General features: G+C 69.2%; 25 protein-coding genes. All 25 read right to left on the bottom strand.

What is annotated here, in order from left to right:
* Positions 1-53: 53 nt before the first annotated feature.
* On the bottom strand, positions 54-239 hold the full coding sequence (locus ACMXGY_RS05825; protein ID WP_021480434.1) for a type Z 30S ribosomal protein S14: 186 nt from the start codon (positions 237-239) through the stop codon (positions 54-56).
* Position 240: 1 nt separating this feature from the next.
* Positions 241-819: a 50S ribosomal protein L5 gene (rplE, locus tag ACMXGY_RS05820; protein WP_483775921.1), complete on the bottom strand. Its 579-nt coding sequence runs from the start codon at positions 817-819 to the stop codon at positions 241-243.
* Positions 819-1,160, bottom strand: coding sequence for a 50S ribosomal protein L24 (gene rplX, locus ACMXGY_RS05815; protein WP_483775920.1), 342 nt, complete (start codon positions 1,158-1,160; stop codon positions 819-821). The genes rplE and rplX overlap by 1 nt, the downstream gene beginning before the upstream one ends.
* Positions 1,161-1,162: 2 nt before the next feature.
* Complete coding sequence (rplN, locus tag ACMXGY_RS05810) at positions 1,163-1,531, bottom strand: 50S ribosomal protein L14 (protein ID WP_021480431.1); 369 nt, start codon at positions 1,529-1,531, stop codon at positions 1,163-1,165.
* 214 nt (positions 1,532-1,745) lie between these two features.
* Positions 1,746-2,045 (bottom strand): 30S ribosomal protein S17, encoded by a 300-nt coding sequence (gene rpsQ, locus ACMXGY_RS05805; RefSeq protein ID WP_483775919.1) that lies wholly within the window; start codon positions 2,043-2,045, stop codon positions 1,746-1,748.
* Positions 2,046-2,056: 11 nt separating this feature from the next.
* Positions 2,057-2,293 (bottom strand): 50S ribosomal protein L29, encoded by a 237-nt coding sequence (gene rpmC, locus ACMXGY_RS05800; protein WP_021480429.1) that lies wholly within the window; start codon positions 2,291-2,293, stop codon positions 2,057-2,059.
* Positions 2,293-2,712, bottom strand: a complete 420-nt coding sequence (gene rplP / locus ACMXGY_RS05795; protein WP_069386374.1) for a 50S ribosomal protein L16 — start codon at positions 2,710-2,712, stop codon at positions 2,293-2,295. Before rplP ends, rpmC begins: the two co-directional genes overlap by 1 nt.
* Before the next feature lie 3 nt (positions 2,713-2,715).
* Positions 2,716-3,576, bottom strand: coding sequence for a 30S ribosomal protein S3 (rpsC, locus tag ACMXGY_RS05790; RefSeq protein ID WP_483775918.1), 861 nt, complete (start codon positions 3,574-3,576; stop codon positions 2,716-2,718).
* Positions 3,576-3,947 (bottom strand): 50S ribosomal protein L22, encoded by a 372-nt coding sequence (gene rplV / locus ACMXGY_RS05785; protein WP_251153538.1) that lies wholly within the window; start codon positions 3,945-3,947, stop codon positions 3,576-3,578. Before rplV ends, rpsC begins: the two co-directional genes overlap by 1 nt.
* Before the next feature lie 67 nt (positions 3,948-4,014).
* A complete protein-coding gene (gene rpsS, locus ACMXGY_RS05780) occupies positions 4,015-4,296 on the bottom strand; it encodes a 30S ribosomal protein S19 (RefSeq protein ID WP_021479878.1) in 282 nt (93 codons plus the stop codon).
* A gap of 15 nt (positions 4,297-4,311) precedes the next feature.
* Positions 4,312-5,148, bottom strand: a complete 837-nt coding sequence (gene rplB, locus ACMXGY_RS05775) for a 50S ribosomal protein L2 (RefSeq protein ID WP_191612722.1) — start codon at positions 5,146-5,148, stop codon at positions 4,312-4,314.
* 31 nt (positions 5,149-5,179) lie between these two features.
* Positions 5,180-5,470 (bottom strand): 50S ribosomal protein L23, encoded by a 291-nt coding sequence (rplW, locus tag ACMXGY_RS05770; RefSeq protein WP_251153537.1) that lies wholly within the window; start codon positions 5,468-5,470, stop codon positions 5,180-5,182.
* Positions 5,467-6,171, bottom strand: coding sequence for a 50S ribosomal protein L4 (rplD, locus tag ACMXGY_RS05765; protein ID WP_483775917.1), 705 nt, complete (start codon positions 6,169-6,171; stop codon positions 5,467-5,469). The genes rplW and rplD overlap by 4 nt, the downstream gene beginning before the upstream one ends.
* A 5-nt stretch (positions 6,172-6,176) precedes the next feature.
* On the bottom strand, positions 6,177-6,839 hold the full coding sequence (gene rplC / locus ACMXGY_RS05760) for a 50S ribosomal protein L3 (RefSeq protein WP_483775916.1): 663 nt from the start codon (positions 6,837-6,839) through the stop codon (positions 6,177-6,179).
* Between the two features lie 14 nt (positions 6,840-6,853).
* Entirely contained in the window at positions 6,854-7,162 is a 309-nt protein-coding gene (gene rpsJ, locus ACMXGY_RS05755; protein WP_012867945.1) for a 30S ribosomal protein S10, read from the bottom strand.
* A gap of 491 nt (positions 7,163-7,653) precedes the next feature.
* A complete protein-coding gene (gene tuf, locus ACMXGY_RS05750) occupies positions 7,654-8,850 on the bottom strand; it encodes an elongation factor Tu (protein WP_483775915.1) in 1,197 nt (398 codons plus the stop codon).
* A 127-nt stretch (positions 8,851-8,977) separates the two neighbouring features.
* A complete protein-coding gene (gene fusA, locus ACMXGY_RS05745; RefSeq protein WP_483775914.1) occupies positions 8,978-11,080 on the bottom strand; it encodes an elongation factor G in 2,103 nt (700 codons plus the stop codon).
* A gap of 117 nt (positions 11,081-11,197) precedes the next feature.
* Positions 11,198-11,668 (bottom strand): 30S ribosomal protein S7, encoded by a 471-nt coding sequence (gene rpsG, locus ACMXGY_RS05740; protein ID WP_483775913.1) that lies wholly within the window; start codon positions 11,666-11,668, stop codon positions 11,198-11,200.
* On the bottom strand, positions 11,668-12,042 hold the full coding sequence (gene rpsL, locus ACMXGY_RS05735; RefSeq protein ID WP_021479869.1) for a 30S ribosomal protein S12: 375 nt from the start codon (positions 12,040-12,042) through the stop codon (positions 11,668-11,670). Before rpsL ends, rpsG begins: the two co-directional genes overlap by 1 nt.
* 439 nt (positions 12,043-12,481) lie before the next feature.
* On the bottom strand, positions 12,482-16,363 hold the full coding sequence (locus tag ACMXGY_RS05730) for a DNA-directed RNA polymerase subunit beta' (protein ID WP_483775912.1): 3,882 nt from the start codon (positions 16,361-16,363) through the stop codon (positions 12,482-12,484).
* 142 nt (positions 16,364-16,505) lie between these two features.
* Entirely contained in the window at positions 16,506-20,018 is a 3,513-nt protein-coding gene (gene rpoB, locus ACMXGY_RS05725) for a DNA-directed RNA polymerase subunit beta (protein ID WP_483775911.1), read from the bottom strand.
* Positions 20,019-20,493: 475 nt separating this feature from the next.
* Positions 20,494-20,883, bottom strand: coding sequence for a 50S ribosomal protein L7/L12 (rplL, locus tag ACMXGY_RS05720; protein ID WP_483775910.1), 390 nt, complete (start codon positions 20,881-20,883; stop codon positions 20,494-20,496).
* A gap of 111 nt (positions 20,884-20,994) precedes the next feature.
* Positions 20,995-21,525: a 50S ribosomal protein L10 gene (rplJ, locus tag ACMXGY_RS05715; RefSeq protein ID WP_021483443.1), complete on the bottom strand. Its 531-nt coding sequence runs from the start codon at positions 21,523-21,525 to the stop codon at positions 20,995-20,997.
* A gap of 273 nt (positions 21,526-21,798) precedes the next feature.
* The gene (locus ACMXGY_RS05710) at positions 21,799-24,294 is read right to left on the bottom strand and encodes a CHAT domain-containing protein (protein ID WP_483775909.1); all 2,496 of its coding nucleotides are present in this window, start codon (positions 24,292-24,294) and stop codon (positions 21,799-21,801) included.
* 96 nt (positions 24,295-24,390) lie between these two features.
* Positions 24,391-26,190 (bottom strand): S8/S53 family peptidase, encoded by a 1,800-nt coding sequence (locus ACMXGY_RS05705; protein ID WP_483775908.1) that lies wholly within the window; start codon positions 26,188-26,190, stop codon positions 24,391-24,393.
* Positions 26,191-26,293 lie beyond the last annotated feature (103 nt).

The raw sequence follows: 26,293 nt of genomic DNA, 5'->3' as shown, positions 1-26,293 counted from the left end.
CCGGGCGGAGGCGCACCGTGCGGCGCGCTCCGCCAGGACCTACGACGTAGTTGTTACCAGCTGCTCTTGGTGACGCCGGGAAGCTCACCACGGTGGGCCATCTCGCGCACGCAGATACGGCACAGGCCGAACTTGCGGTACACCGAGTGCGGGCGACCGCACTTCTGGCACCGGGTGTAGGCGCGGACCGCGAACTTGGGCTTGGCGGCCGCCTTGTTGATCAGGGCCTTCTTCGCCATGTCAGTTCTCCTTGAAGGGGAAGCCGAGACGGCGCAGCAGGGAGCGGCCCTCGTCATCGGTCGTCGCCGTGGTCACGACCGTGATGTCCATACCGCGGACACGGTCGATCTTGTCCTGGTCGATCTCGTGGAACATCGACTGCTCCGTGAGGCCGAAGGTGTAGTTGCCGTGCCCGTCGAACTGCTTGGGCGACAGCCCGCGGAAGTCGCGGATGCGCGGCAGGGCGATCGAGAGCAGACGGTCCAGGAACTCCCACATGCGGTCGCCGCGCAGCGTGACGTGCGCACCGATCGGCATGCCCTCACGCAGCTTGAACTGCGCGATGGACTTGCGGGCCTTGGTCACCTGCGGCTTCTGGCCGGTGATCGCGGACAGGTCGCGGATGGCGCCCTCGATGAGCTTCGAGTCCTTGGCAGCGTCACCGACACCCATGTTCACGACGATCTTCGTGACGCGGGCGACCTGGTTGACGTTCTCGTGCCCGAACTCCTCGCGCAGGCCGGCGACGATCTCCTCGCGGTAGCGCTGCTTGAGGCGCGGGATCTCGGGGGCTGCGATCTCAGTGGTCTCGGTGCTCATCAGATGTCCTTACCGGAGCGCTTGGCCACGCGCACACGCACGGTGCGCTGGCGGCCGTCACGCTCGACCTCTTCGGTGCGGTACCCGACGCGGGTGCCCTTCTTGGTCTCCGGGTCGACGACCATCACGTTGCTGATGTGGATCGGGGCCTCGACGGTCTCGATGCCACCGGTCCGCGTGCCGCGCTGCGACTGGCCGACCTTGGTGTGCTTCGTGACGCGCTGGACACCCTCGACGATCACGCGGTCGCTGTCGGTGAGCACCTCGAGCACACGGCCCTGCTTGCCCTTGTCCTTGCCGGCGATGACGACGACGAGGTCGCCCTTCTTGATCTTGGCCATGGTCAGAGCACCTCCGGAGCCAGCGAGATGATCTTCATGAACCGCTTGTCGCGCAGCTCGCGCCCGACCGGGCCGAAGATGCGGGTACCGCGCGGCTCACCGTCGTTCTTGAGGATCACGGCGGCGTTCTCGTCGAACTTGATGTAGGAACCGTCCGGACGACGGCGCTCCTTGGCGGTGCGGACGACGACCGCCTTGACGACGTCGCCCTTCTTCACGTTGCCGCCCGGGATGGCGTCCTTGACGGTTGCGACGATGACGTCGCCGATTCCGGCGTAGCGACGGCCCGAGCCACCGAGAACACGGATGCAGAGAATCTCCTTCGCACCCGTGTTGTCGGCGACACGAAGTCGCGACTCCTGCTGGATCATGTAATGAACTCCTGTCGTCGAGCCGGTTCTCGCGCGGGGCGAGCCTTGCCGAACGGATAGCTGTCAGTGCCGGGTCCCTCGCGGGTGAACCGGCCAGGCCTGGCGGTGGACCCGCCGGACCTGTCCTCACTGGTTGCCGCACCGCGGTGCGGCACGAGACGGTCCGTGACGGGCGGACGTCGCCGCCCGCCACGAACCTGCCTTGCGGCGGGGCTTACTTGGCCTTCTCGAGGATCTCCACGAGCCGCCACCGCTTGGTCGCGGACAGCGGGCGGGTCTCCATGATGAGCACGAGGTCGCCCACGCCGGCAGAGTTCTGCTCGTCGTGCGCCTTGACCTTGCTCGTGCGGCGGATGACCTTGCCGTAGAGCGGGTGCTTGACCCGGTCCTCGACCTCGACCACCACGGTCTTGTCCATCTTGTCGCTCACGACGTAGCCGCGACGCGTCTTGCGGTACGCGCGCTGCGCGGTCGCCTCGGCGACCTCGGGCGCGTTGGTTGCGTTCTCGCTCATTCCAGCCTCACTCACTCGGCGCTCGGCGCGGTACGGATGCCGAGCTCGCGCTCACGCAGGATCGTGTAGATCCGCGCGATGTCGCGGCGGACGGCCTTGAGGCGCCCGTGGCTCTCCAGCTGGCCGGTGGCCGACTGGAAGCGGAGGTTGAAGAGCTCCTCCTTGACCTTCTTGAGCTCGGCGACGAGAGTCTCGTCGTCCATGGCGTCGAGGTCGACAGGGGCGAGCCCCTTCGTTCCGATTGCCATCAGTTGCCACCACCCTCGCGCACCACGAAACGGCACTTCATCGGGAGCTTGTGGATCGCGCGACGCATGGCCTCGCGCGCCAGGGGCTCCGGGACACCGGCCAGCTCGAAGACGATGCGGCCGGGCTTGACATTGGCGACCCACCACTCGGGCGAGCCCTTACCGGAACCCATGCGGGTCTCGGCGGGCTTCTTGGTCAGCGGACGGTCCGGGTAGATGTTGATCCAGACCTTGCCGCCACGCTTGATGTGGCGGGTCATCGCGATACGAGCAGCCTCGATCTGCCGGTTCGTCACGTAGGCGGGCTCGAGAGCCTGGATGCCGTACTCGCCGAACGAGATCTGCGTGCCACCCTTCGCCGCACCGGAGCGCGACGGGTGGTGCTGCTTGCGGTGCTTGAGCCTGCGCGGGATCAGCATGACTCAGGCCTCCGTTCCGGTCTCAGGGGCCTTCGCCTCCGCGGCAGGAGCGGACTGCTCTGCCGCGGCCGGCGCGTCGGACCCGGGGGTCCGCTCGCCCGAACGCTCGGGACGACGGTCGCCACCACGACGCTCGCCACCGCGACGGTCGCCACCGCGCTCCCCGCGCGGGCCACCACGGCCCTGGCGCGGAGCGGCCGTGGCCTGCTGCGCGGCGAACTCCTTCTCGGTGACGTCGCCCTTGTAGATCCAGACCTTCACGCCGATGCGGCCGAAGGTCGTGCGGGCCTCGAAGAAGCCGTAGTCGATGTACGCGCGCAGCGTGTGCAGCGGGACGCGACCCTCGCGGTAGAACTCCGAGCGGCTCATCTCCGCGCCGCCGAGGCGGCCGGAGACCTGCACGCGGATGCCCTTGGCGCCGGCGCGCTGCGCGGACTGGATGCCCTTGCGCATGGCACGACGGAACGAGACGCGGCTCGCGAGCTGCTCCGCGATCCCCTGGGCCACGAGCTGGGAGTCGATCTCAGCGTTCTTGACCTCGAGGATGTTGAGCTGCACCTGCTTGCCGGTGAGCTTCTCCAGCTCGCCGCGGATGCGGTCCGCCTCGGCGCCACGGCGACCGATGACGATGCCCGGGCGCGCCGTGTGGATGTCCACGCGGACACGGTCACGGGTGCGCTCGATCTCGACCTTGGAGATGCCCGCGCGCTCGAGACCGGTGCTCATGAGCTTGCGGATCTGGACGTCCTCGCGGACGTAGTCGCGGTACCGCTGTCCGGGCTTGGTGCTGTCGGCGAACCAGCGCGACCGGTGGTCGGTGGTGATGCCGAGGCGGTACCCGTGCGGGTGAACCTTCTGTCCCACTATCGGGCACTTCCCTTCGTGTTCTCGCGCGGAGCGATCACCACGGTGATGTGGCTGGTGCGCTTGAGGATGCGGTTCGCACGGCCCTGGGCGCGCGGGCGGAAACGCTTGAGGGTCGGGCCCTCGTCGACGAACGCCTCACGCACGACGAGCTCCTGCTCGTCGAACGCGACGCTCGCGCGGTCCGCCTTCACCCGGGCGTTGGCGATCGCGCTCTCCACGACCTTGCGGACGGGCTCGCTCGCCGCCTGCGGTGCGAACTTCAGCACCGCGACGGCCTCGGAGGCCTGCTTGCCACGGATGAGGTCCACGACGCGCCGGGCCTTCTGGGGCGTGACACGGACGAACCGCGCCTGCGCCTTGGCTTCCATTGCTGTCCTGCCTTCTTGTGTGTTGACCGTCATTCGACAATCCAGTCGTCATCGCGACCCTCGCGGGTCAGCGGCGACGACCCTTCTTGTCGTCCTTCACGTGGCCGCGGAAGGTCCGCGTGGGAGCGAACTCGCCGAGCTTGTGGCCGACCATCGACTCGGTGACGAACACCGGCGTGTGCTTGCGGCCGTCGTGCACGGCGAAGGTGTGTCCGAGGAAGTCGGGCGTGATGACCGACCGACGGGACCAGGTCTTGATGACGTTCTTGGTCCCCTTCTCGTTCTGAGCGTCCACCTTCTTCTGCAGGTGGTCGTCGACGAAGGGGCCCTTCTTCAGGCTACGAGGCATGTCTCCAGGCTCCTATCAGCGCTTCTTGCCGGTACGGCGACGACGCACGATCAGCTTGTCGCTCGGCTTGTTCGGGCGGCGGGTACGTCCCTCCGGCTGGCCCCAGGGGCTCACCGGGTGACGGCCACCGGAGGTCTTGCCTTCACCACCACCGTGCGGGTGGTCGATCGGGTTCATCGCGACACCGCGGACGGTCGGGCGCTTGCCCTTCCACCGCATGCGGCCGGCCTTGCCCCAGTTGATGTTCGACTGCTCGGCGTTGCCCACCTCGCCGACCGTCGCGCGGCAGCGCAGGTCGACGTTGCGGATCTCGCCGGAGGGCATGCGCAGCTGCGCGTACGGCCCGTCCTTGGCGACGAGCTGCACCGACGCACCGGCCGAGCGGGCGATCTTCGCGCCGCCACCGGGCTTGAGCTCGATGGCGTGGATGACCGTACCGGTCGGGATGTTGCGCAGCGGCAGGTTGTTGCCAGGCTTGATGTCCGCGCCGGCACCGTTCTCGATGACGTCGCCCTGCTTGAGCTTGCTCGGCGCGATGATGTAGCGCTTCTCGCCGTCCGCGTAGTGCAGGAGCGCGATGCGCGCGGTGCGGTTGGGGTCGTACTCGATGTGCGCGACCTTCGCGGGCACGCCGTCCTTGTCGTGACGACGGAAGTCGATCACGCGGTACGCACGCTTGTGGCCACCACCCTTGTGACGGGTGGTGATCCGACCGGAGCTGTTGCGGCCGCCGCTCTTGGAGAGCGGGCGGACCAGAGACTTCTCCGGCTGCGAGCGCGTGATCTCGGCGAAGTCGGCGACGCTCGAGCCGCGGCGGCCGGGCGTCGTCGGCTTGTACTTACGGATTCCCATGGGGATCTGTCCTCAATCTGCTCTCGTCGGCTCAGCCGAAGATGTCGATCGTGCCCTCGCGGAGGGTGACGATCGCACGCTTGGTGTCCTTGCGCTTGCCCAGGCCGAAACGCGTCCGACGCGTCTTGCCCTTGCGGTTGATCGTGTTCACCGACGCAACCTTGACGGAGAAGATCTGCTCGATCGCGATCTTGATCTCGGTCTTGTTGGCCCGCGGGTCCACGACGAACGTGTACTTGCCCTCGTCGAGGAGGCCGTAGCTCTTCTCGGAGACGACGGGCGAGAGGATCACGTCGCGGGGGTCCTTGGTCACGGTGGTCACTTCGCAGCCTCCTCGGCAGCAGTCTCGTCCGCCTCGGTGGAGGTGGCGACGGCCTTCGCGGAGCGACCCGTGGCCGGGCCGGCCAGGAACGCGTCGAGCGCGCCCTGCGTGAAGACGACGTCGTCGGAGACGAGCACGTCGTAGGTGTTGAGCTGGTCGGCCACCAGGAGGTGGACCTGCTCGACGTTCCGCAGCGACTTCACGGTCAGCTCGTCACCACGCTCGGTGACGACGAGGACGTGCTTGCGCTCGGAGAGCTTGGCGAGCGTCGCGACGGCGGTCTTGGTCGACGGCAGGCCGTCGACGCCGAAGCCGGTCACCACGTGCACGCGGCCGTGACGCGCCCGGTCGGAGAGGGCACCGCGCAGGGCGGCAGCCTTCATCTTCTTCGGGGTGCGCTGGTCGTACGAGCGCGGCGTCGGGCCGTGGACGACGCCACCGCCGGCGAACTGCGGCGCGCGGATCGAGCCCTGGCGGGCGCGGCCCGTGCCCTTCTGCTTGTACGGCTTGCGCCCACCACCGCGGACCTCACCGCGGCTCTTGGTGTCGTGGGTGCCCTGGCGTGCAGCAGCACGCTGGGCGACGACGACCTGGTGGATGAGCGGCACGTTCGTCTCGACGTCGAACACCTCGGCGGGGAGCTCGGCGGTGCCGGCCTTCTTGCCCTTGGGGTCAAGGACGTCAACGGTCAGAGCGGCCATGTTGTTCACGCTCCCTTCGCGGCGCTGCGCACGAGGACGACGCCGCCCTTGGGGCCGGGGACGGCGCCCTTGACGAGCAGCAGTCCCTTCTCGACGTCGACCGCGTGGACGGTCAGGTTCTGGGTGGTCTGCTGGGCGTTGCCCATGCGGCCGGCCATGCGCACGCCCTTGAAGACGCGCGACGGGGTCGAGGCCCCACCGATCGAGCCGGGCTTGCGGTGGTTGCGGTGCGCACCGTGCGAGGCGCCGACGCCGGAGAAGCCGTGACGCTTCATGACACCGGCGGTGCCCTTGCCCTTGGTCGTACCGGAGACGTCGACCGTGGCGCCGGCCTCGAAGGCGTCGGCGGTGATCTCCTGCCCGAGCGTGTACTCGGACGCGTCGGTGGTACGGACCTCGGCCACGTGACGGCGCGGCGTGACGCCGGCCTTCTCGAAGTGGCCCTTGAGGGGCTTGGTGACCTTGCGCGGGTCGATCTGGCCGTAGGCGAGCTGCACGGCGGAGTAGCCGTCGGCGTCCGTCGTGCGCACCTGCGTGACGACGTTCGTGCCGACCGCGACGACCGTGACGGGCACGAGGCGACCGGCCTCGTCCCACAGCTGCGTCATTCCGAGCTTCGTGCCGAGCACGGCCGTGACCGCGCGGGCGTTCTGCTGGGGGGTAGTCATGATGTCCTCCAGCCTCAGAGCTTGATCTCGATGTTCACGTCCGCAGGCAGGTCGAGACGCATGAGCGAGTCGACGGCCTTCGGCGTGGGATCGATGATGTCGATCAGCCGCTTGTGCGTGCGCATCTCGAAGTGCTCGCGGCTGTCCTTGTACTTGTGAGGCGACCGGATGACGCAGAAGACGTTCTTCTCCGTCGGCAGCGGCACCGGACCCACGACCGTTGCACCAGCGCGCGTCACCGTGTCGACGATCTTGCGCGCCGAGCTGTCGATGACCTCGTGGTCGTAGGACTTGAGCCGGATGCGGATCTTCTGTCCCGCCATGGCGTCGTCTGACTCTCTCTCTCGAACCGCTAGCTGTCCGACCCCCGCGCTCGGGCGTGTCGCGTATTCGCGACGCACCAGGGCGCACACGCCGAGAGGCGTGAGGGCCGTTGGATATGTGGCCACCATCCGCGCACCGTGCTGACGCACGACGCCGCGGTACCGGACCACAACGTTTGTCGAGCCTGGCCGGAACGTGTGTTCCGCGGGGTCTCGATCCGTATCGACACAGAGAGCTCAACCCGCAGACCCGGGAGAGGTCCCGGGGTCCTGACCCTCGCCGAGCGAGGGCCGGTTCAACACACTGTTCGACACGTGAAAGAGCGCACCCGTAACAGGCAACCTGAACAGTCTGCCACACGAACTCCAGGAGTCCAAGTCGGGGCGAGCCCGATCGCGCCTCAGGACGTGTGACGGTGACCGCAGGGCGAAGGCCCGGCCCCGCGAACGGGGACCGGGCCTTCGACGATGTGCTGCGTAGCAGCGTCAGATCACTTGAGGATCTTGGTGACGCGGCCCGAGCCGACGGTGCGGCCACCCTCACGGATGGCGAAGCCGAGGCCCTCCTCCATGGCGATCGGCTGGATCAGCTCGACCGTCATCTCGGTGTTGTCGCCGGGCATGACCATCTCGGTGCCCTCGGGCAGCGTGATGACGCCGGTGACGTCCGTCGTGCGGAAGTAGAACTGCGGACGGTAGTTCGAGTAGAACGGGTTGTGACGGCCGCCCTCGTCCTTGCCCAGGATGTAGACCTGCGCCTCGAACTGCGTGTGCGGGGTGATCGAACCCGGCTTCACGACGACCTGGCCGCGCTCGACGTCCTCACGCTTGATGCCGCGCAGGAGCAGACCGGTGTTGTCGCCGGCCTGGGCCTGGTCCATCTGCTTGTGGAACGTCTCGATGCCCGTGACCGTGGTCTTCTGGGGCGCGCGGATGCCGACGATCTCGACGTCCGAGTTGAGGTCGAGCGTGCCACGCTCCACCTTGCCGGTGACGACGGTGCCACGACCGGTGATCGTGAAGACGTCCTCGACGGGCATGAGGAAGGGCTTGTCGAGCTCGCGGACGGGCTCGGGGACGTTCTCGTCCACGGCCTCCATGAGCTCAAGCACCTTCGCGGTCCACTCGGGGTCGCCCTCGAGCGCCTTGAGGCCGGAGACGCGGACGACAGGAGCGTCGTCGCCGTCGTAGCCCTGGCCCGACAGCAGCTCGCGGACCTCCATCTCGACGAGCTCGAGGATCTCCTCGTCGTCGACCATGTCGGACTTGTTGAGCGCGACGAGCAGGTACGGCACGCCGACCTGGCGGGCGAGCAGGACGTGCTCACGCGTCTGGGCCATCGGACCGTCGGTCGCGGCGACCACCAGGATCGCGCCGTCCATCTGCGCGGCACCGGTGATCATGTTCTTGATGTAGTCGGCGTGACCCGGGGCGTCGACGTGCGCGTAGTGGCGCTTCGGCGTCTCGTACTCGATGTGCGCGATGTTGATCGTGATACCGCGCTGCTTCTCCTCGGGAGCCGCGTCGATCTCGTCGAAGTTGCGCTGCACGTTCGCCGGCAGGTCCGGGTACGTGTCCGCGAGCGTCTTCGAGATGGCCGCCGTCAGCGTCGTCTTACCGTGGTCGACGTGACCGATGGTGCCGATGTTGACGTGCGGCTTGGTCCGCTCGAACTTGGCCTTAGCCACTGGGGTCCTCCTGGGACTTGGGTAGATGTGCCGAACGTTGCGAATGTCGACCGAAAGATCCTACATCCGCGGGGCGTTGCGGTTTCCTACAGGTTGATGGTTGTGCGGGTCTTCGACCTGTGGGGACTCACTCGCCCCGGGTCTTCTTGATGATCTCTTCGGCAACGTTCCGAGGAACCTCGGCGTAGCTGTCGAACTGCATCGAGTACACGGCGCGACCCTGGGTCTTGGACCGGAGGTCACCGATGTACCCGAACATCTCTGACAACGGTACGTGGGCCCGGACGACCTTCACACCCGTCGCGTCCTCCATGGACTGGATCATTCCACGACGTGAGTTCAGGTCGCCGATGACGTCGCCCATGTACTCCTCGGGCGTACGCACCTCGACCGCCATCACCGGCTCCAGCAGAACCGGGTCCGCCCGCTTGACGCCCTCCTTGAGGACCATCGAGCCGGCGATCTTGAACGCCATCTCCGAGGAGTCGACCTCGTGGTAGGCGCCGTCGAGCAGCGTCGCCTTGACCCCGACCAGCGGGAAGCCGGCGAGCACGCCGAGCTCCATCGCGGACTGGATGCCGGCGTCGACGCTGGGGATGTACTCACGCGGGATGCGACCACCGGTGACGGCGTTGCTGAACTCGTAGAGCTCGCCCTCGGCCGTGTCGAGCGGCTCGAAGGTCACCTGGACCTTGGCGAACTGCCCGGAACCACCGGTCTGCTTCTTGTGCGTGTAGTCGATCTTCTCGGCCTTGCGGCGGATCGTCTCGCGGTACGCGACCTGCGGCTTGCCGACGTTCGCCTCGACCTTGAACTCGCGACGCATGCGGTCGACGAGGATGTCGAGGTGGAGCTCGCCCATGCCGCCGATGACGGTCTGGCCGGTCTCCTGGTCCAGCTTGACGCGGAAGGTCGGGTCCTCCTCGGCGAGCTTCTGGATCGCCGTCGAGAGCTTCTCCTGGTCGGCCTTCGTCTTCGGCTCGATCGCGACGTCGATGACGGGCTCGGGGAACGTCATCGACTCGAGGATCACGGGCGCGTCGAGCGCGCTCAGCGTGTCACCGGTCGTGGTGTCCTTCAGGCCGATGAACGCGTAGATGTGGCCCGCGGCGGCCTCGTCGACCGGGTTCTCCTTGTTGGAGTGCATCTGGAAGAGCTTCCCGATGCGCTCCTTCTTGCCCTTGGTCGAGTTGAGGACCTGGGCGCCCTGCGCGACCTTGCCCGAGTAGACGCGGACGTACGTGAGCTTGCCGAAGAACGGGTGCGTCGCGACCTTGAACGCGAGCGCGGAGAAGGGCTCGGTGGCGTCGGGGTGACGCTCGATGATCTTCTCCTCGTCCTTGACGTCGTGGCCCTCGATCGCGGGGACGTCGAGCGGCGACGGCAGGTAGTCGATGACCGCGTCGAGCATGGGCTGCACGCCCTTGTTCTTGAACGCGGACCCGCACAGGACCGGGAACGCCTCGCCCGCGATGACGAGCTTGCGGATCCCGGACTTGATCTCCGCGATCGTCAGCTCCTCGCCGCCGAGGTACTTCTCGAGGAGCTCCTCGTCGGCCTCCGCGACGGCCTCGATGAGGTCGCTGCGGTACTGCTCGGCCTTCTCGACCAGGTCGGCCGGGATCTCCTCGGTGTCGTACGCCTCGCCGAGCTTCGTCTCGCCGTGCCAGACGAGCGCCTTCATCTCGAGCAGGTCGACGACGCCGGTGAAGTCGTTCTCGGAGCCGATCGGCAGCTGGATGACCAGCGGCTTCGCCTTGAGGCGGTTGATGATCGTGTCGACGGTGAAGTAGAAGTCCGCACCGAGCTTGTCCATCTTGTTGACGAAGCAGATGCGCGGCACGTTGTACTTGTCCGCCTGGCGCCACACCGTCTCCGACTGCGGCTCCACGCCCTCCTTGCCGTCGAAGACGGCGACGGCGCCGTCGAGCACGCGCAGGGAGCGCTCGACCTCGACCGTGAAGTCGACGTGGCCCGGCGTGTCGATGATGTTGATCTGGTTGTTCTTCCAGTAGCAGGTCGTCGCGGCCGACGTGATCGTGATGCCGCGCTCCTGCTCCTGCTCCATCCAGTCCATCGTCGACGCGCCGTCGTGCGTCTCACCGATCTTGTAGTTCACACCCGTGTAGAACAGGATGCGCTCGGTGGTCGTGGTCTTACCGGCATCGATGTGGGCCATGATGCCGATGTTGCGGACCTTGTTCAGGTCGGTCAGCACGTCAAGTGCCACGGTCTGTTTCCCTCGCTAGGTGGGTTGAGTCGGGGGCGCTGCTCGGACCGGGGTGGCCGGCCGGAGACCCGCCGACGGCCCCGGGGACCCGGAGGTCCCCGAGGCCGGTCGGGCGGACTACCAGCGGTAGTGGGCGAAGGCCTTGTTGGACTCCGCCATCTTGTGCATGTCCTCGCGACGCTTGACCGCGGCACCGAGGCCGTTGCTCGCGTCGAGGATCTCGTTCATGAGGCGCTCGGTCATGGTCTTCTCGCGACGGGCGCGCGAGTAGTCCGTGAGCCAGCGCAGCGCGAGGGTCGTGGAGCGCGCGGGACGCACCTCGACCGGGACCTGGTAGGTCGCGCCACCGACACGGCGCGAGCGGACCTCGAGCGCGGGGCGCACGTTCTCGAGCGCGCGCTTGAGGACGACGACCGGGTCGCCGTCGGTCTTCGCCCGGACGCCCTCGAGGGCGCCGTAGACGATCGACTCGGCGGTGGACTTCTTGCCGTCGAGCAGCACCTTGTTGATGAGCTGCGTGACGACGGGCGACCCGTAGACGGGGTCGACGATGAGCGGCCGCTTCGGGGCCGGGCCCTTGCGAGGCATCAGCTCTTCTCCTTCTTGGCGCCGTACCGGCTGCGGGCCTGCTTGCGGTTCTTCACGCCCTGCGTGTCGAGCGCGCCGCGCACGATCTTGTAGCGCACACCCGGGAGGTCCTTCACACGACCGCCGCGCACGAGCACGATGGAGTGCTCCTGGAGGTTGTGGCCGACGCCCGGGATGTAGGCCGTGACCTCGACCTGGGAGGAGAGCTTCACGCGAGCGACCTTGCGCAGCGCGGAGTTCGGCTTCTTCGGGGTGGTGGTGTACACGCGGGTGCACACACCGCGCCGCTGCGGGGAACCCTTGAGGGCGGGAGTCTTGGACTTCCCCACCTTCGAGGTCCGCCCCTTGCGGACGAGCTGCTGGATCGTAGGCACTACGTCTCCGTGTCTTCTCGAGCTGTACCGGGGCTATCCCCGATGGTGGTCGTGCTGGCTCCTGGAACCGATCGCACGAGGCACCCGCAGCGCTCGACACGCTGCAGCAGCCACCTACCACCGGCTCGATGGTCCGCCTCCCGTCCTCGGGCGCGAGGCGCCGCCAGGACCGGATCCGGAATGCCCGGGCACTCACATCGGCCCGTCCGGAGACCGCCACGCGGCGGTGTGCGGCGATCGCTCGCTGACACCGTCCCGCCAGGGACATCACGGAGGGCCCGACGGCGCGGGCACGGTTTACCAGGTTACCTGCCGCCTGGCAGGTAGTCAAAGGCGCAGGTCGGGTGACCGCACGCGTTCGGCCCGGACGACGGATGCCCGACCGCGGACCCGCACACGAGGTGCGGACCGCCGTCGGGCATCCGTCGGAGCGGGGACGTCAGCGGTAGTCGCCGAAGTCCAGGTCCTCGAGCGGGATCGCCTCGCCGGAGCCCATGCCGAGCGCCGGGAAGTCGATCTCGTCGTAGCCGAAGCTCGGGTAGAGCTCCGTCTTCGCCTGCTCGGTCGGCTCGACCTCGACGTTGCGGTAGCGGGGCAGGCCCGTACCGGCCGGGATGAGCTTACCGATGATGACGTTCTCCTTGAGGCCGAGCAACGGGTCACGACGACCGCTCATCGACGCCTCGGTGAGCACGCGGGTCGTCTCCTGGAAGGAGGCGGCCGACAGCCACGAGTCCGTCGCGAGCGACGCCTTCGTGATGCCCATCAGCTCCGGACGACCGGAGGCCGGCTGGCCACCCTCCGCCACGGTCCGGCGGTTGGCGTCCTCGAACCGGCCGCGCTCGGCCAACTCGCCCGGCAGCAGCGGGGCGTCGCCGGAGTCGAGGACCGTGATGCGGCGCAGCATCTGCCGCACGATGACCTCGATGTGCTTGTCGTGGATGTCCACGCCCTGGGAGCGGTAGACCTCCTGGACCTCGTCCACCAGGTGCTTCTGCGTGGCGCGCGGGCCGAGGATGCGCAGGACCTTCTTCGGGTCGACCGCACCCTGCACGAGCTGCGTGCCGACGGAGACCTGGTCCCCGTCCTGCACGAGCAGGCGCGCACGCTTCGTCACCGGGTAGGCGATCTCCTCCGAGCCGTCGTCCGGCGTGAGGACGAGGCGGCGCGAGCGCTCGCTGTCGTCGATCGCGATGCGGCCCGAGAACTCCGCGATGGGCGCCTCACCCTTGGGGGTGCGGGCCTCGAAGAGCTCCGTGACACGCGGCAGACCCTGCGTGATGTCGTCCGCGGACGCCACACCACCGGTGTGGAACGTACGCATCGTCAGCTGGGTACCGGGCTCACCGATCGACTGGGCCGCGATGATGCCGACGGCCTCGCCGATGTCGACGAGCTTGCCCGTCGCGAGCGAACGCCCGTAGCACTTGGCGCACGTCCCGACGCGCGACTCGCAGGTCAGCACGGAGCGGACCTTCGCGTCCCGCACGCCCGCCGCCACGGCGGCGTCGATGAGGATGTCGCCCGCGTCCTCCCCGGCCTTGCCGATGACGTTGCCGTCGGCGTCGACCAGGTCGGAGGCGAGGGTGCGCGAGTAGACGCTCGTCTCCACCTTCGGGTGGCGCACGAGCTTGCCCGCGAGCTCCTCGGCGATCGGGAGCGTCAGGCCGCGCTCGGTGCCGCAGTCCTCCTCGCGGATGATGACGTCCTGCGACACGTCCACGAGACGACGCGTGAGGTAGCCCGAGTCGGCGGTCCGCAGAGCGGTGTCCGCCAGACCCTTGCGGGCGCCGTGCGTCGCGATGAAGTACTCGAGGACGGACAGGCCCTCGCGGTAGTTGGACTTGATCGGGCGCGGGATGATCTCGCCCTTCGGGTTCGCCACGAGGCCGCGCATACCGGCGATCTGACGGACCTGCATCCAGTTACCACGGGCGCCCGAGCCCACCATGCGGTACACGGTGTTGCGGTCGTTCGCCTCGAGGTTCTCGCGCATGACGGACGCGACCTTGTCCGTCGCCTGGGTCCAGATCTCGATGAGCTCCTGACGGCGCTCGTCGTCCGTGATGAGACCACGGTCGTACTGCTGCTGGACCTTGAGCGCGCGCTCCTCGTGCTGCTCGAGGATCTCGGCCTTCTCCTTGGGCGTCGCCACGTCGGAGATCGCGATCGTCACGCCGGAGCGGGTCGCCCAGCGGAAGCCGGCGGCCTTGAGCGCGTCGAGCGAGGCAGCGACCTCGACCTTCGGGTAGCGCTCCGCCAGCTCGTTGACGATGGCCGAGAGGCGCTTCTTGTCGACGACCGAGTTCACGTAAGGGTAGTCGACCGGGAGCGTCTCGTTGAAGAGCGCGCGACCGAGCGTGGTGTCGAACAGGATCGGCTGACCCTCTTCCCAGCCCTCGGGCGCCTCGAAGCCGGAGACCGGCGGGACGAGGTCCGTCGTGCGGATCTTCACCTCGGCGTTCAGGTCCAGGGTGCCCTGGTCGAACGCCATGATCGCCTCGGCGACCGAGGCGAACGAGCGGCCCTCGCCCTCGGCACCCTTCTTGTCGCTCGTCAGGTGGTACAGGCCGATGATCATGTCCTGCGAGGGCATGGTCACCGGACGACCGTCCGACGGCTTGAGGATGTTGTTGCTCGAGAGCATGAGGATGCGGGCCTCGGCCTGCGCCTCCGCGCTCAGGGGCAGGTGGACGGCCATCTGGTCGCCGTCGAAGTCCGCGTTGAACGCGGCGCACACGAGCGGGTGCAGGTGGATCGCCTTGCCCTCGACGAGCTGCGGCTCGAACGCCTGGATGCCCAGGCGGTGCAGCGTCGGCGCACGGTTGAGCAGCACGGGGTGCTCGGTGATGACCTCTTCGAGCACGTCCCACACGACCGGGCGCGCACGCTCGACCATGCGCTTGGCGCTCTTGATGTTCTGCGCGTGGTTGAGGTCCACGAGGCGCTTCATGACGAACGGCTTGAACAGCTCGAGCGCCATCTGCTTGGGCAGGCCGCACTGGTGGAGCTTGAGCTGCGGGCCGACGACGATGACCGAACGGCCCGAGTAGTCGACGCGCTTGCCGAGCAGGTTCTGACGGAAACGACCCTGCTTGCCCTTGAGCATGTCCGAGATGGACTTCAGCGGGCGGTTGCCCGGGCCCGTGACCGGACGGCCACGACGGCCGTTGTCGAACAGCGAGTCCACGGCCTCCTGGAGCATCCGCTTCTCGTTGTTGACGATGATCTCCGGCGCACCCAGGTCGAGCAGGCGCTTGAGGCGGTTGTTCCGGTTGATCACGCGGCGGTACAGGTCGTTGAGGTCGCTCGTCGCGAAGCGGCCACCGTCGAGCTGCACCATGGGGCGCAGGTCCGGCGGGATGACCGGGACGGCGTCGAGCACCATGCCCGTGGGCGAGTTCGTCGTGGTGAGGAACGCGTTGACGACCTTGAGGCGCTTGAGGGCACGCGTCTTGCGCTGGCCCTTGCCCGAGCGGATGGTCTCGCGCAGGGACTCGGCCTCCGCCACCAGGTCGAAGTCCTGGAGACGCTTCTGGATCGCCGCAGCGCCCATCGAGCCCTCGAAGTACGTGCCGTAGCGGTCCTGGAGTGCGCGGTAGAGCATCTCGTCGCCCTCGAGGTCGGCGACCTTGAGGTTCTTGAACCGGTCCCAGACCTGGTCGAGGCGGTCGAGCTGCGCGTCCGCACGCTTGCGGATCTGCGTCATCTCGCGCTCGGCCGAGTCGCGGACCTTGCGGCGCGCGTCGGCCTTGGCACCCTCGGCCTCGAGCTCGGCCAGGTCGGCCTCGAGCTTCTGGGCACGGTTGTTGATGTCGTTGTCGCGGGCGTCCGCGATCTCCTTCTTCTCCAGGTCGATCTCGTTCTGGAGGTTGGGGAGGTCTTCCTGCCGACCCTCGTCGTCGACCGACGTGATCATGTACGCCGCGAAGTAGATGACCTTCTCCAGGTCCTTCGGGGCGAGGTCGAGCAGGTAGCCGAGGCGCGACGGCACACCCTTGAAGAACCAGATGTGCGTGACGGGAGCGGCGAGCTCGATGTGGCCCATGCGCTCACGACGCACCTTCGAGCGCGTCACCTCGACGCCGCAGCGCTCGCAGATGATGCCCTTGAAGCGCACGCGCTTGTACTTGCCGCAGTAGCACTCCCAGTCCCGGGTGGGGCCGAAGATCTTCTCGCAGAAGAGGCCGTCCTTCTCGGGCTTGAGGGTGCGGTAGTTGATGGTCTCGGGCTTCTTGACCTCACCGTGCGACCACGCACGGATGTCGTCGGCCGTGGCCAGGCCGATGCGCAGCTCGTCGAAGACGTTGACGTCGAGCAAGGTGTCCTACTTCCTTCGTCTGCCGGGCGTCCGGTCCTGGGGCGGGACCGGCGCCGGCGCGGTGGAGACGGGGTGGTGAGGGGACGTGGTGGGAGCGGTGCCCGGCCGCAAGGGCCGGGCCGCCGCTCCCACCCGCCCGAGATCAGATCTCGTCGACGCTGGAGGCAGCGTTGGGACGGCGGGACAGGTCGATCCCGAGCTCCTCGGCGGCGCGGTACACGTCGTCGTCGGACTCCTTCATCTCGATCTGGACGCCGTCGCTCGAGAGCACCTCGACGTTCAGGCACAGCGACTGCATCTCCTTGAGGAGCACCTTGAAGGACTCCGGGATGCCCGAGTCGGGGATGTTCTCGCCCTTGACGATGGCCTCGTAGACCTTCACGCGGCCGGGGACGTCGTCGGACTTGATCGTGAGGAGCTCCTGCAGCGTGTAGGCCGCGCCGTACGCCTCCAGGGCCCACACCTCCATCTCGCCGAATCGCTGACCGCCGAACTGCGCCTTACCACCCAGCGGCTGCTGCGTGATCATCGAGTACGGGCCGGTCGAGCGCGCGTGGATCTTGTCGTCGACCAGGTGGTGGAGCTTGAGGATGTACATGTAGCCCACGGCCACCGGGTCCGGGAACGGCTCGCCGGAGCGGCCGTCGAACAGCAGCGCCTTGCCGTCGCCGCCGACCGTCCGCACGCCGTCGCGGTTCGGGATGGTCGACGAGAGCAGGCCGGTCAGCGCGTCCTCGTGGACGCCGTCGAACACCGGGGTGGCGACGGGACGGCCCGGCTCGGACGACGCCGCGATCTCGGGGACGTTCTCCTTCCAGGAGAGGTCCTTGCCCTCGGCCAGCGAGATGTCCCAGCCCTGCTTGGCGACCCACCCGAGGTGGGTCTCGAGCACCTGGCCGACGTTCATACGACCGGGCACGCCGAGCGGGTTGAGGATCACGTCGACGGGCGTCCCGTCCGCGAGGAACGGCATGTCCTCGACGGGCAGGATCTTCGAGATGACGCCCTTGTTGCCGTGACGGCCGGCGAGCTTGTCGCCGTCCGTGATCTTGCGGCGCTGCGCGATGTAGACGCGCACCAGCTGGTTCACGCCGGCGGGCAGCTCGTCGCCGTCCTCACGGTTGAACTCGCGCACGCCGATGACCGTGCCGGACTCGCCGTGCGGGACCTTGAGCGAGGTGTCGCGCACCTCGCGCGCCTTCTCGCCGAAGATCGCGCGGAGCAGGCGCTCCTCCGGGGTCAGCTCGGTCTCGCCCTTGGGCGTGACCTTGCCGACCAGGACGTCGCCCGCGCCGACCTCGGCGCCGATGCGGATGACACCGCGCTCGTCGAGGTCCGCGAGGACGTCCTCGGAGACGTTCGGGATGTCCCGCGTGATCTCCTCGGGGCCGAGCTTGGTGTCGCGCGCGTCGACCTCGTGCTCCTCGATGTGGATCGAGGAGAGCACGTCGTCCTGCACGAGACGCTGGCTGAGGATGATCGCGTCCTCGTAGTTGTGGCCCTCCCAGGACATGAACGCCACGAGGAGGTTGCGCCCGAGGGCGAGCTCGCCCTCGTCCGTCGCCGGGCCGTCCGCGAGGACGGAGCCGACCTCGATGCGCTGGCCCTCGTCGACGAGCACGCGCTGGTTGTAGCTCGTGCCCTGGTTCGAGCGGCGGAACTTCGCGATGCGGTAGCTGCCGGTCGTGCCGTCGTCGTTCGCGACGAGCACGAGGTCGGCAGAGACCTCGGTGACGACACCGGGCTTCGTCGCGACGACGACGTCGCCCGCGTCGACCGCCGCGCGCCACTCCATGCCGGTCCCGACGAGCGGGGCCTCGGAGCGGACCAGCGGCACGGCCTGGCGCTGCATGTTCGCACCCATGAGGGCGCGGTTCGCGTCGTCGTGCTCGAGGAACGGGATCAGCGCCGTCGCGACCGAGACCATCTGGCGCGGCGAGACGTCCATGTAGTCGACCTGCGCGCCGGGCACGATCTCGACCTCGCCACCCTTGGTGCGCACGAGCACGCGCTCGTCCGCGAAGGTGCCGTCGGCGGTGAGCGTCTGGTTCGCCTGCGCGATGACGTGGCGGTCCTCGTCGTCGGCCGTGAGGTACACGACCTCGTCGGTGACCTTGCCGTCCGTGACCTTGCGGTACGGCGTCTCGATGAACCCGAACGGGTTGATGCGCCCGTAGGAGGCGAGCGAGCCGATCAGGCCGATGTTCGGGCCTTCCGGCGTCTCGATCGGGCACATGCGGCCGTAGTGCGACGGGTGGACGTCACGGACCTCCATGCCGGCGCGGTCGCGGGACAGACCACCCGGGCCGAGGGCCGAGAGACGACGCTTGTGCGTCAGGCCCGCGAGCGGGTTGTTCTGGTCCATGAACTGCGAGAGCTGCGACGTGCCGAAGAACTCGCGGATGGACGCCACGACCGGGCGGATGTTGATGAGCGTCTGCGGCGTGATCGCCTCGACGTCCTGCGTCGTCATGCGCTCGCGCACGACGCGCTCCATCCGGGACAGGCCGGTGCGGACCTGGTTCTGGATGAGCTCGCCGACGGCGCGGATGCGACGGTTGCCGAAGTGGTCGATGTCGTCGGTCTCGACGCGGACGTCGACCGCCTCGCCGGCGCGCTGGCCGGGCATGGTCGCGTGGTCGGCGTGCAGCGCGGCGAGGTACTTGATCGTCGCGACGACGTCGGAGACGGACAGCGTCGAGTCCGAGAGCGGCGCGTCGATGCCGAGCTTCTTGTTCGCCTTGTAGCGGCCGACCTTCGCGAGGTCGTAGCGCTTCGAGTTGAAGTAGAAGTTCTCGAGCAGCGCGCGGCCGGCCTCGACGGTCGGCGGCTCGCCCGGGCGGATCTTGCGGTACAGGTCGACGAGGGCCTCGTCCTGCGTGTGGACGTGGTCCTTCTCGAGCGTGTCGAGCACCGACGGGTAGTCCGCGAACTGCTCGCGGATCTCCGACTCGGTCAGGCCGAGCGCCTTGAGCAGGACCGTGACGGACTGCTTGCGCTTGCGGTCGACGCGCACGCCGACGGCGTCGCGCTTGTCGATCTCGAACTCGAGCCAGGCACCGCGCGACGGGATGATCTTCGCGGAGAAGATGTCCTTGTCGCTCGTCTTGTCGGCCGTGCGCTCGAAGTAGACGCCCGGCGACCGGACGAGCTGCGAGACGACGACGCGCTCGGTGCCGTTGATGATGAAGGTGCCGCGCTCGGTCATGAGCGGGAAGTCGCCCATGAAGACCGTCTGGCTCTTGATCTCACCGGTGTTGTAGTTGACGAACTCCGCGGTGACGAACAGCGGCGCGGCGTACGTGAAGTCCTTCTCCTTGCACTCGTCGGCCGTGTACTTCGGCGGCTCGAAACGGTGGTTGGAGAACGACAGGGACATCGAGGACCCGAAGTCCTCGATCGGCGAGATCTCCTCGAAGATCTCCTCGAGCCCGGACGTCGAGGGGACGTCCTGGCGGCCGGCGGCGGACGCCGCGGCGACACGCGACTGCCAGGCCTCGTTGCCGAGGAGCCAGTCGAAGCTCTCGGTCTGGAGGCCCAGCAGGTCGGGGACCTCGAGGGGCTCGTAGATCTTGGCGAAGGAGACGCGACGCGACGCGGTACGGTTCGCGATGGCGTCGGCGGACGGAGCAGAAGGGGTGCGCGAGGCAGCCAAGAGGGGTCCTTCCCTGCAGATCGAAAGAACGCTGCGCCGCCGGGCTGGTCATGATCACCGCCGCCACGACACCTCGCGGACGCGCACGTACGTCGTCGAGGGGGTCGGGGGTATCTGAGGTCATGGGCACAGGACAGCGCAAAGCGTGAGCATACCCCCTGCACGGGTCGCAACACAACCCGGGGGCGTGCGCTGCCCTCCGGCCCGACGCCTGGGCGTCTGCCGGCACTCGCGCGGGCACCGTCGCCCGCCAATCTGCCTGAACCCGACCCGCGCGGCGGGCCCGACCTGCTGCCGTCGACCTCGCTGTCCTGCGTCGTCGACCCGCACATGGTGGCACACTCGTGGCGGTTCCGTGAAGCCGGGCACACGCGGACGGCGTCGGGACCCGAGACACGACGAGGCCCGCACCCCTCGCGGGGTGCGGGCCTCGTGCGGCGTGCTGACCGGTCCCGTCAGGACGGGACCGGCGAGATCACTTGAGGGTGACCGTGGCGCCGGCGCCCTCGAGGGCAGCCTTGGCCTTCTCGGCCGTCTCCTTGTTCGCGCCCTCCAGGACCGGCTTGGGCGCGCCGTCGACGAGGTCCTTGGCCTCCTTCAGGCCGAGGCTCGTGAGGGCACGCACCTCCTTGATGACCTGGATCTTCTTGTCGCCGGCAGCCTCGAGGATGACGTCGAACTCGTCCTTCTCCTCGGCCTCCTCGGCGGCGGCACCGCCACCGGCGGCAGCCGGGGCAGCAGCTGCGACGGGGGCGGCGGCGGTGACCTCGAAGGTCTCCTCGAAGGCCTTCACGAACTCGTTGAGCTCGATGAGGGTGAGCTCCTTGAACTGCTCGATGAGCTCTTCGGTGCTGAGCTTCGCCATGATGGCGTTCCTTTCGGTTGGTGCTCGGCCACGGCCCGTGCGGGCCTGCCAGAAGCGGGGTGTGTGCTTGCGCTGCGTCGATCACGACCCGGGACGAGCCCGGGTGCGGGATCAGGCGGCAGCGCCCTCCGATTCCTGCTTCTGACGCAGGGCATCGATGACGCGGGCGGCCTGGGCGGTGTTCGCGGTGAAGACGTACGCGGCCTGGAACAGCTTGGCCTTCATCGCGCCGGCCGCCTTGGCCAGCAGGACCTCGCGGGACTCGAGGTCCGCGAGCTTCGTGACCTCCGCAGCGGTCAGGGGGCGCCCGTCGAGGACACCGCCCTTGATGACCAGCGCGGGGTTCGCCTTGGCAAAGTCACGCAGACCCTTCGCAGCCTCGACCGGGTCCCCGGTGACGAAGGCGATTGCCGACGGGCCCTGCAGGTCGGCGTCGAGTCCCTCGACACCGGCCTCCTTGGCCGCGATGGCGGTCAGCGTGTTCTTCACCACGGCGTAGGTTGCGTTGCCGCTGAGCGACCGACGCAGCTGCTTGAGCTGCGCGACGGTGAGCCCGCGGTACTCGGTCAGCACGGCAGCGTTCGAGTCGCGGAACTTGTCCGAGATCTCGGCGACTGCGGCTGCCTTGTCCGGCCTCGCCATGGCAATCCTTCCGGTGGTGGTACCACCGGCATGGTCCCGGGACGAGAAAGAGCCCCGCGCAGGCGCGGGGCTCGCAGTCGCACGCGCGGCGGGGCCGGGCGGACGTCGTCGATTCGCTACCTGCGCTGGCCTCCACCTCGAGGTGGGACTTCGGCCTTCACGTCCCGCAGAGGATTCTGCGGGCAGCGTCGGACGACCGGCGGTCTTGGGTACACGCCCATCGTACGGGACGACGGCGCGTGGTCCAAACCGTCGTCGTCCTGCGGTCCGGCGTCAGAGGACGAGGGGGCCGAAGCACACGAGCGGGACGGGCTCCGGCTCGTCGGCGACCGCACGGGCGAGCGCGGTGCCGGGCATCGTGCCGTCGCGGAGCTCGGCGTGCAGCGCGGGCATGACGCGCGCGGCGACGTCGTCGCGCAGCGGGGCGACGCTCGCGATCACCGCGCGGGCGCCCAGGCGCAGCAGCACGCTCGTCAGGCCGAGCGACTCGCCGCCGATCCGCGAGGTCGACAGTCCCACCTCGCACGCCGACAGCACGACGACGACGCCGCGCAGGTCCGTGCCGTCCAGCTCGTGGGCGAACAGCGGGCCGTCCGCGAGCCGCAGCGACGAGAAGAGCGGGTTGTCGGACTCGTGGCTCCCGTGGGCCGCGAGGTGGACGACGCCCGCGGACGCGAGCCCGCCGAGGACCGCCGCGCACGTCGCGTCCTCGCCCGCGAGCGACTCGGACCCTTCCCAGACAGACGCGACGAGCTTCGCCTCCGCCGTCGAGAACCGCAGACCAGGCCCGGCGACGACGAGCGCCGCGTCGGTACGGCGCACCGGCTCGCCGACGCGCAGGTCCACCCACGAGTTGGCCCACGTGCGCTTGCCCCGCCGCGACGGGAGCGACGCCCACGGGACGGCGAGCAGGACCGCGCGCGCGGCGACGTGCAGGTCGCCGTCGGCGTCGAGGGGGGCGACGAGCATGTCGTCGAGCGTGGTGAGCGTGCGGGACAGGGACGCCACGGCCGCCTCCCGCATGGGGACGGGGATGAGCACGTTCGACAGGACGGTGTAGTCGGCCCGTGCTCGCCGCACGAGCTCGCCGACGGTGTCCCGGCTGCCGAGCGAGACGATCCGGGACCCGGCACCGGTGACCCGGACCGCGAGCACCTCGTCCCCCTCGACCACCAGGTCCGCGACGACCGCGTCGGAGGCGCCCCGGTGGAGCGCGGTCCGGACGTCACGTTCCGTCGCTGGCTGCGGGATCGCGGCCCCTCCCCCGTGCTGCCAGGCGCGGCGACGGGCATCGTCCTGGAGTCGACGGGCCGCCCTCAGGTGACCCTGGCGTCGGGCGAGGTGGTCGGGGTCCGACGGCGCGCCCAGCGCCCTGGCCGCCTCGACCTCCTGCCGCGCCGACGCGAGGAGGTCGGCGAGGACCGGGTCCGACGGCGGGCGCACCCGCCCCGACCCCGCGAAGGCCGCGCGACCACGCTCCACCGCGTCGAAGATCGTCGCCGGCCGACGCGTGCCCAGCGCCGACTCCACGTCGACGTTGCCGAGCCGGACGCCGTGCACCGCGGACGCCGTGACCGTGTCGACCGACCCCAGCCGCGCCCGGTGCTCGGCGAGCGTGGCCTGCCCGCGGCGCACGGCTCGCACACCGGCACGGCGGTCACCTGCGGCGAAGGCGAGCTGGGCGAGGACGGACTCGTGCTGCAGCCTCACCGGGAGCGGAGCACGGCCGAGGTTGGCCGGCACGTGCTCGAGGACCTCTCTCGCCGCCGGGAGGTCCCAGGCCGTCACGAACCACTCCACGGCGAGCAACCACGCCGGGATCTCCACGCCGAGGCCCGCGACGTCGCCCATCGCCGCGCCGTCGTGCGCGACGTCGAGCGCCCACGCCGCGTGGCGCCGCGCCGTCGCGGGCGAGACACCCGCGGAACGGTGCTCGGTCAGCGCGGCCTGAAGCTCCGCGACCCGTGCGCGGAGCATCCACGGCGTGTTGCCGAGGCGCTCGAACCGGCGCGACGACGACCGCGCGAGACGCTTCGCATCGGCGAACCGACGTAGGCCGAGCACCGCGCGAGACCTCACGAGCTCGACCTCCGCGAGGTCGCGCAGCATGCGGTAGCGCGAGAGATGCCGGCGCGCCTCGCTCAGCGCGTCGTCGGCCTCGGTGAGGAGCCCCGCGTCGAGCAGCACCTGCGCCCGGTCGATCAGCCCGACGGCGGCGTGCCGGTCGGGGGCCTGCTCGGCCGCCTCGTCCATCGCTCGCAGCGCGCTGGGGAGATCACCCCGTAGGTACTCCACGTAGCCGAGGTTGTGCCGAGCCTTGGAGACGAGCAGCACGTCCCCCGCGGACGCCGCGATCTCGACCGACTCCGCGAGATCTGCCCGCGCCCTCTCGACGTCGCCGAGCTCGAGCAGAAGGGACCCGCGGTTGAGCAGGACCGTCGCGAGGTCCGGTCCACCCACTCGGCGAGCATGCGTGAGCGCCAGGGAGAACCGCTCCTTGGCCGATCCCGGATCGCCGCGCCTCCAGCTGAGGAAGCCCTCCTGGCCCTCGATGAGCAGGGCGAGCCGGGACCGTTCCCGGGTCCCGGCCGCTCCGCCCTCGAGCAGTCGGCGCGCCCGCTCGAGCCCGTCGAGCGCCGCCGCCAGGTCGCCGTCCAGCTCGAACCCGCAGGCGGCGGCCCCGACATGGCACCGGACGAGCAGATAGCGGGTCTCGTCCTCTTCCGGCGTACCTCCGAGCAGACGCAGCGCCCGGTCGTAGTGCCGCACGGCGTCGGCGTAACGGCCTCGTTGCGAAGCCCCCTGCGCACGAGTGACGAGCTGCGCCGGGCCGAGCCGCGCGGTCATCCGGTTCCTGCCGCGTCGTCACGACACGGTCGGCTCCAGACCCGTCGCCTCGGAGATCGCGCCCCAGAGCCACGCGCACCGCTCCGGCGCGCCGACGCCCGGATCGACCGCGTCGCCGTTCCTCGTGGGGTCCTGCCCAGCATCCGCCAACAGTAGCGCGGCGAGCTCCCCACCCAGCACGGGCGCAGCGAACGACGTACCGCTCCAGGTGGCGAACCCACCCTGGAAACCCTCGGGGTCGATCGTCGCCCGACGCCCGTTCGACCACAGCTCCTTGACGCTCCGGGACGGCGCCATCGCGCCGTCGATCGTCCGGGGTGCCGTGGACACGAGCGCTGCACCCGGACGCACACAGGTGATCCACGGGCCGTCGTTGCTGAAGAGCGCCGTCGTCTCGTCCGGGTTCTGCGCGCCCACCGCGAGGACCGGAGGCTTGTCCAGCGGTACCTCGGCAGGATCGAGCGCGCTGGCGCGGTTGTCGTGCCGGCGGACTCGCGGAGCAAACCCGGCCGGGAACATCGGGCGGGTCTGACCGTCGTTCCCGGACGAGACGACGACGATCACCCCGTACCGGCGCAGCGCCTCGAGCACGGCGCCCAAGGGGGCGTCGAAGTCCGAGTCACCCGGACGCTCGTGGTAGTACCCGAACGACAGGACGAGGACGTCGACCGGTGCGTAGCCCGTACGTCGGGCGAGCCCGAGGACGTGCCAGAGCAGCAGCCTTCGCAGCGAGCGCAGCATGTCGCGCTCGGGGATGACCCCGGAGCCTCCGTAGAGCCGCGGAGCGAGGATGACGGCGTCGGGGCACTTCTGGTGCACGAGGCCGGCGATGAAGGTGCCGTGCCCGGCGACCGGGTCCAACGGACCGGTCAACGGGGAGACCGACACGCCCCCGATCTCGGGGTCCTCGTACGGGTACTCCGGTTCCGGGAAGACCGACAGACTCTCGCCGAGCAGGTCCGGATCGCGGACGACGACGACGCCTCGACCAGGCTTCTCGTCGAACCACGGGTGCTCGCCCACTCCGGAGTCGAGCACCGCGACGACCGGCCTCCTGACGCCGTCCGCGGCGGTCCAGGGGTCGGCGCCGGGGTCGAGGTCGCGCCGTGGCGCGGCTCCGATCCAGTTGACGGGTGTGCGCCCGCCGGTCCCCGCCGCTGCGTACTCGGCCATGCCGCCGTAGGGGTGTGGCTGACCGTAGGGGTGGGGCTGACCGTAGGGGTGGGGCTGACCGTAGGGGTGCGGCTGACCGTAGGGGTGCGGCTGACCGTAGGGCTGCGCGTGCGTGAAGGCGCTCGGCTGCGCGAAGGGCTGGCCACCGATGAAGGCTCCCGTCGACGGCACGACGATGTGGTCGAGTCCGATGCGCAGGTCGTCCGCGTCCTCGACCTGGATGCGGCCACCGATGTCCTCGACGACGGCCCAAGCGTCCGGGAGCGCGCGCGGAGACCCCTCGCGGGGTGTGAGGCGCAGCGAGACACCGAAGACGCGGAGAAGCTCTCGGGTGGTCGTCTCGTCGAGCCCGGCCCCACGAACCAGCGCAGCGTCGTCCTCGCTCTCCGGCTCGATCGTCACGTCCAGATCGAGGCGCGCGGCTGCCTCACGGATGCGGGCCAACCGACGGTCGCCGCAGTGCGAGTCGGGGATCAGCAGCCGGTCGCCGACGTACCAGGTCGGGTGCGGGGACTGCTGGCCCGACCGTCGCGGTGCGGTGACGGGGTCGATCGTGCGGGTGCGCCACTGCAGCCGGTTGGGCCGGTCGCCGTAGTAGCGGCCGTCGCGGGGGCTCGGCGCGGGGGGCTCAGGGGTCTCGCTCACGTGCTCCTCCTCGAGAGGTGAAACTCAGTCCGGTGCCCGTCCGGTCGACGACCGCGGGCGGCGCGCGGGTGCGCGGAACTTCTCGGCGCCGTCTGGACGCCGT

This window comes from Cellulosimicrobium sp. G4 BAM 1002, from assembly GCF_057126935.1.
This window is presented reverse-complemented; position numbering and strand designations above follow the sequence as displayed.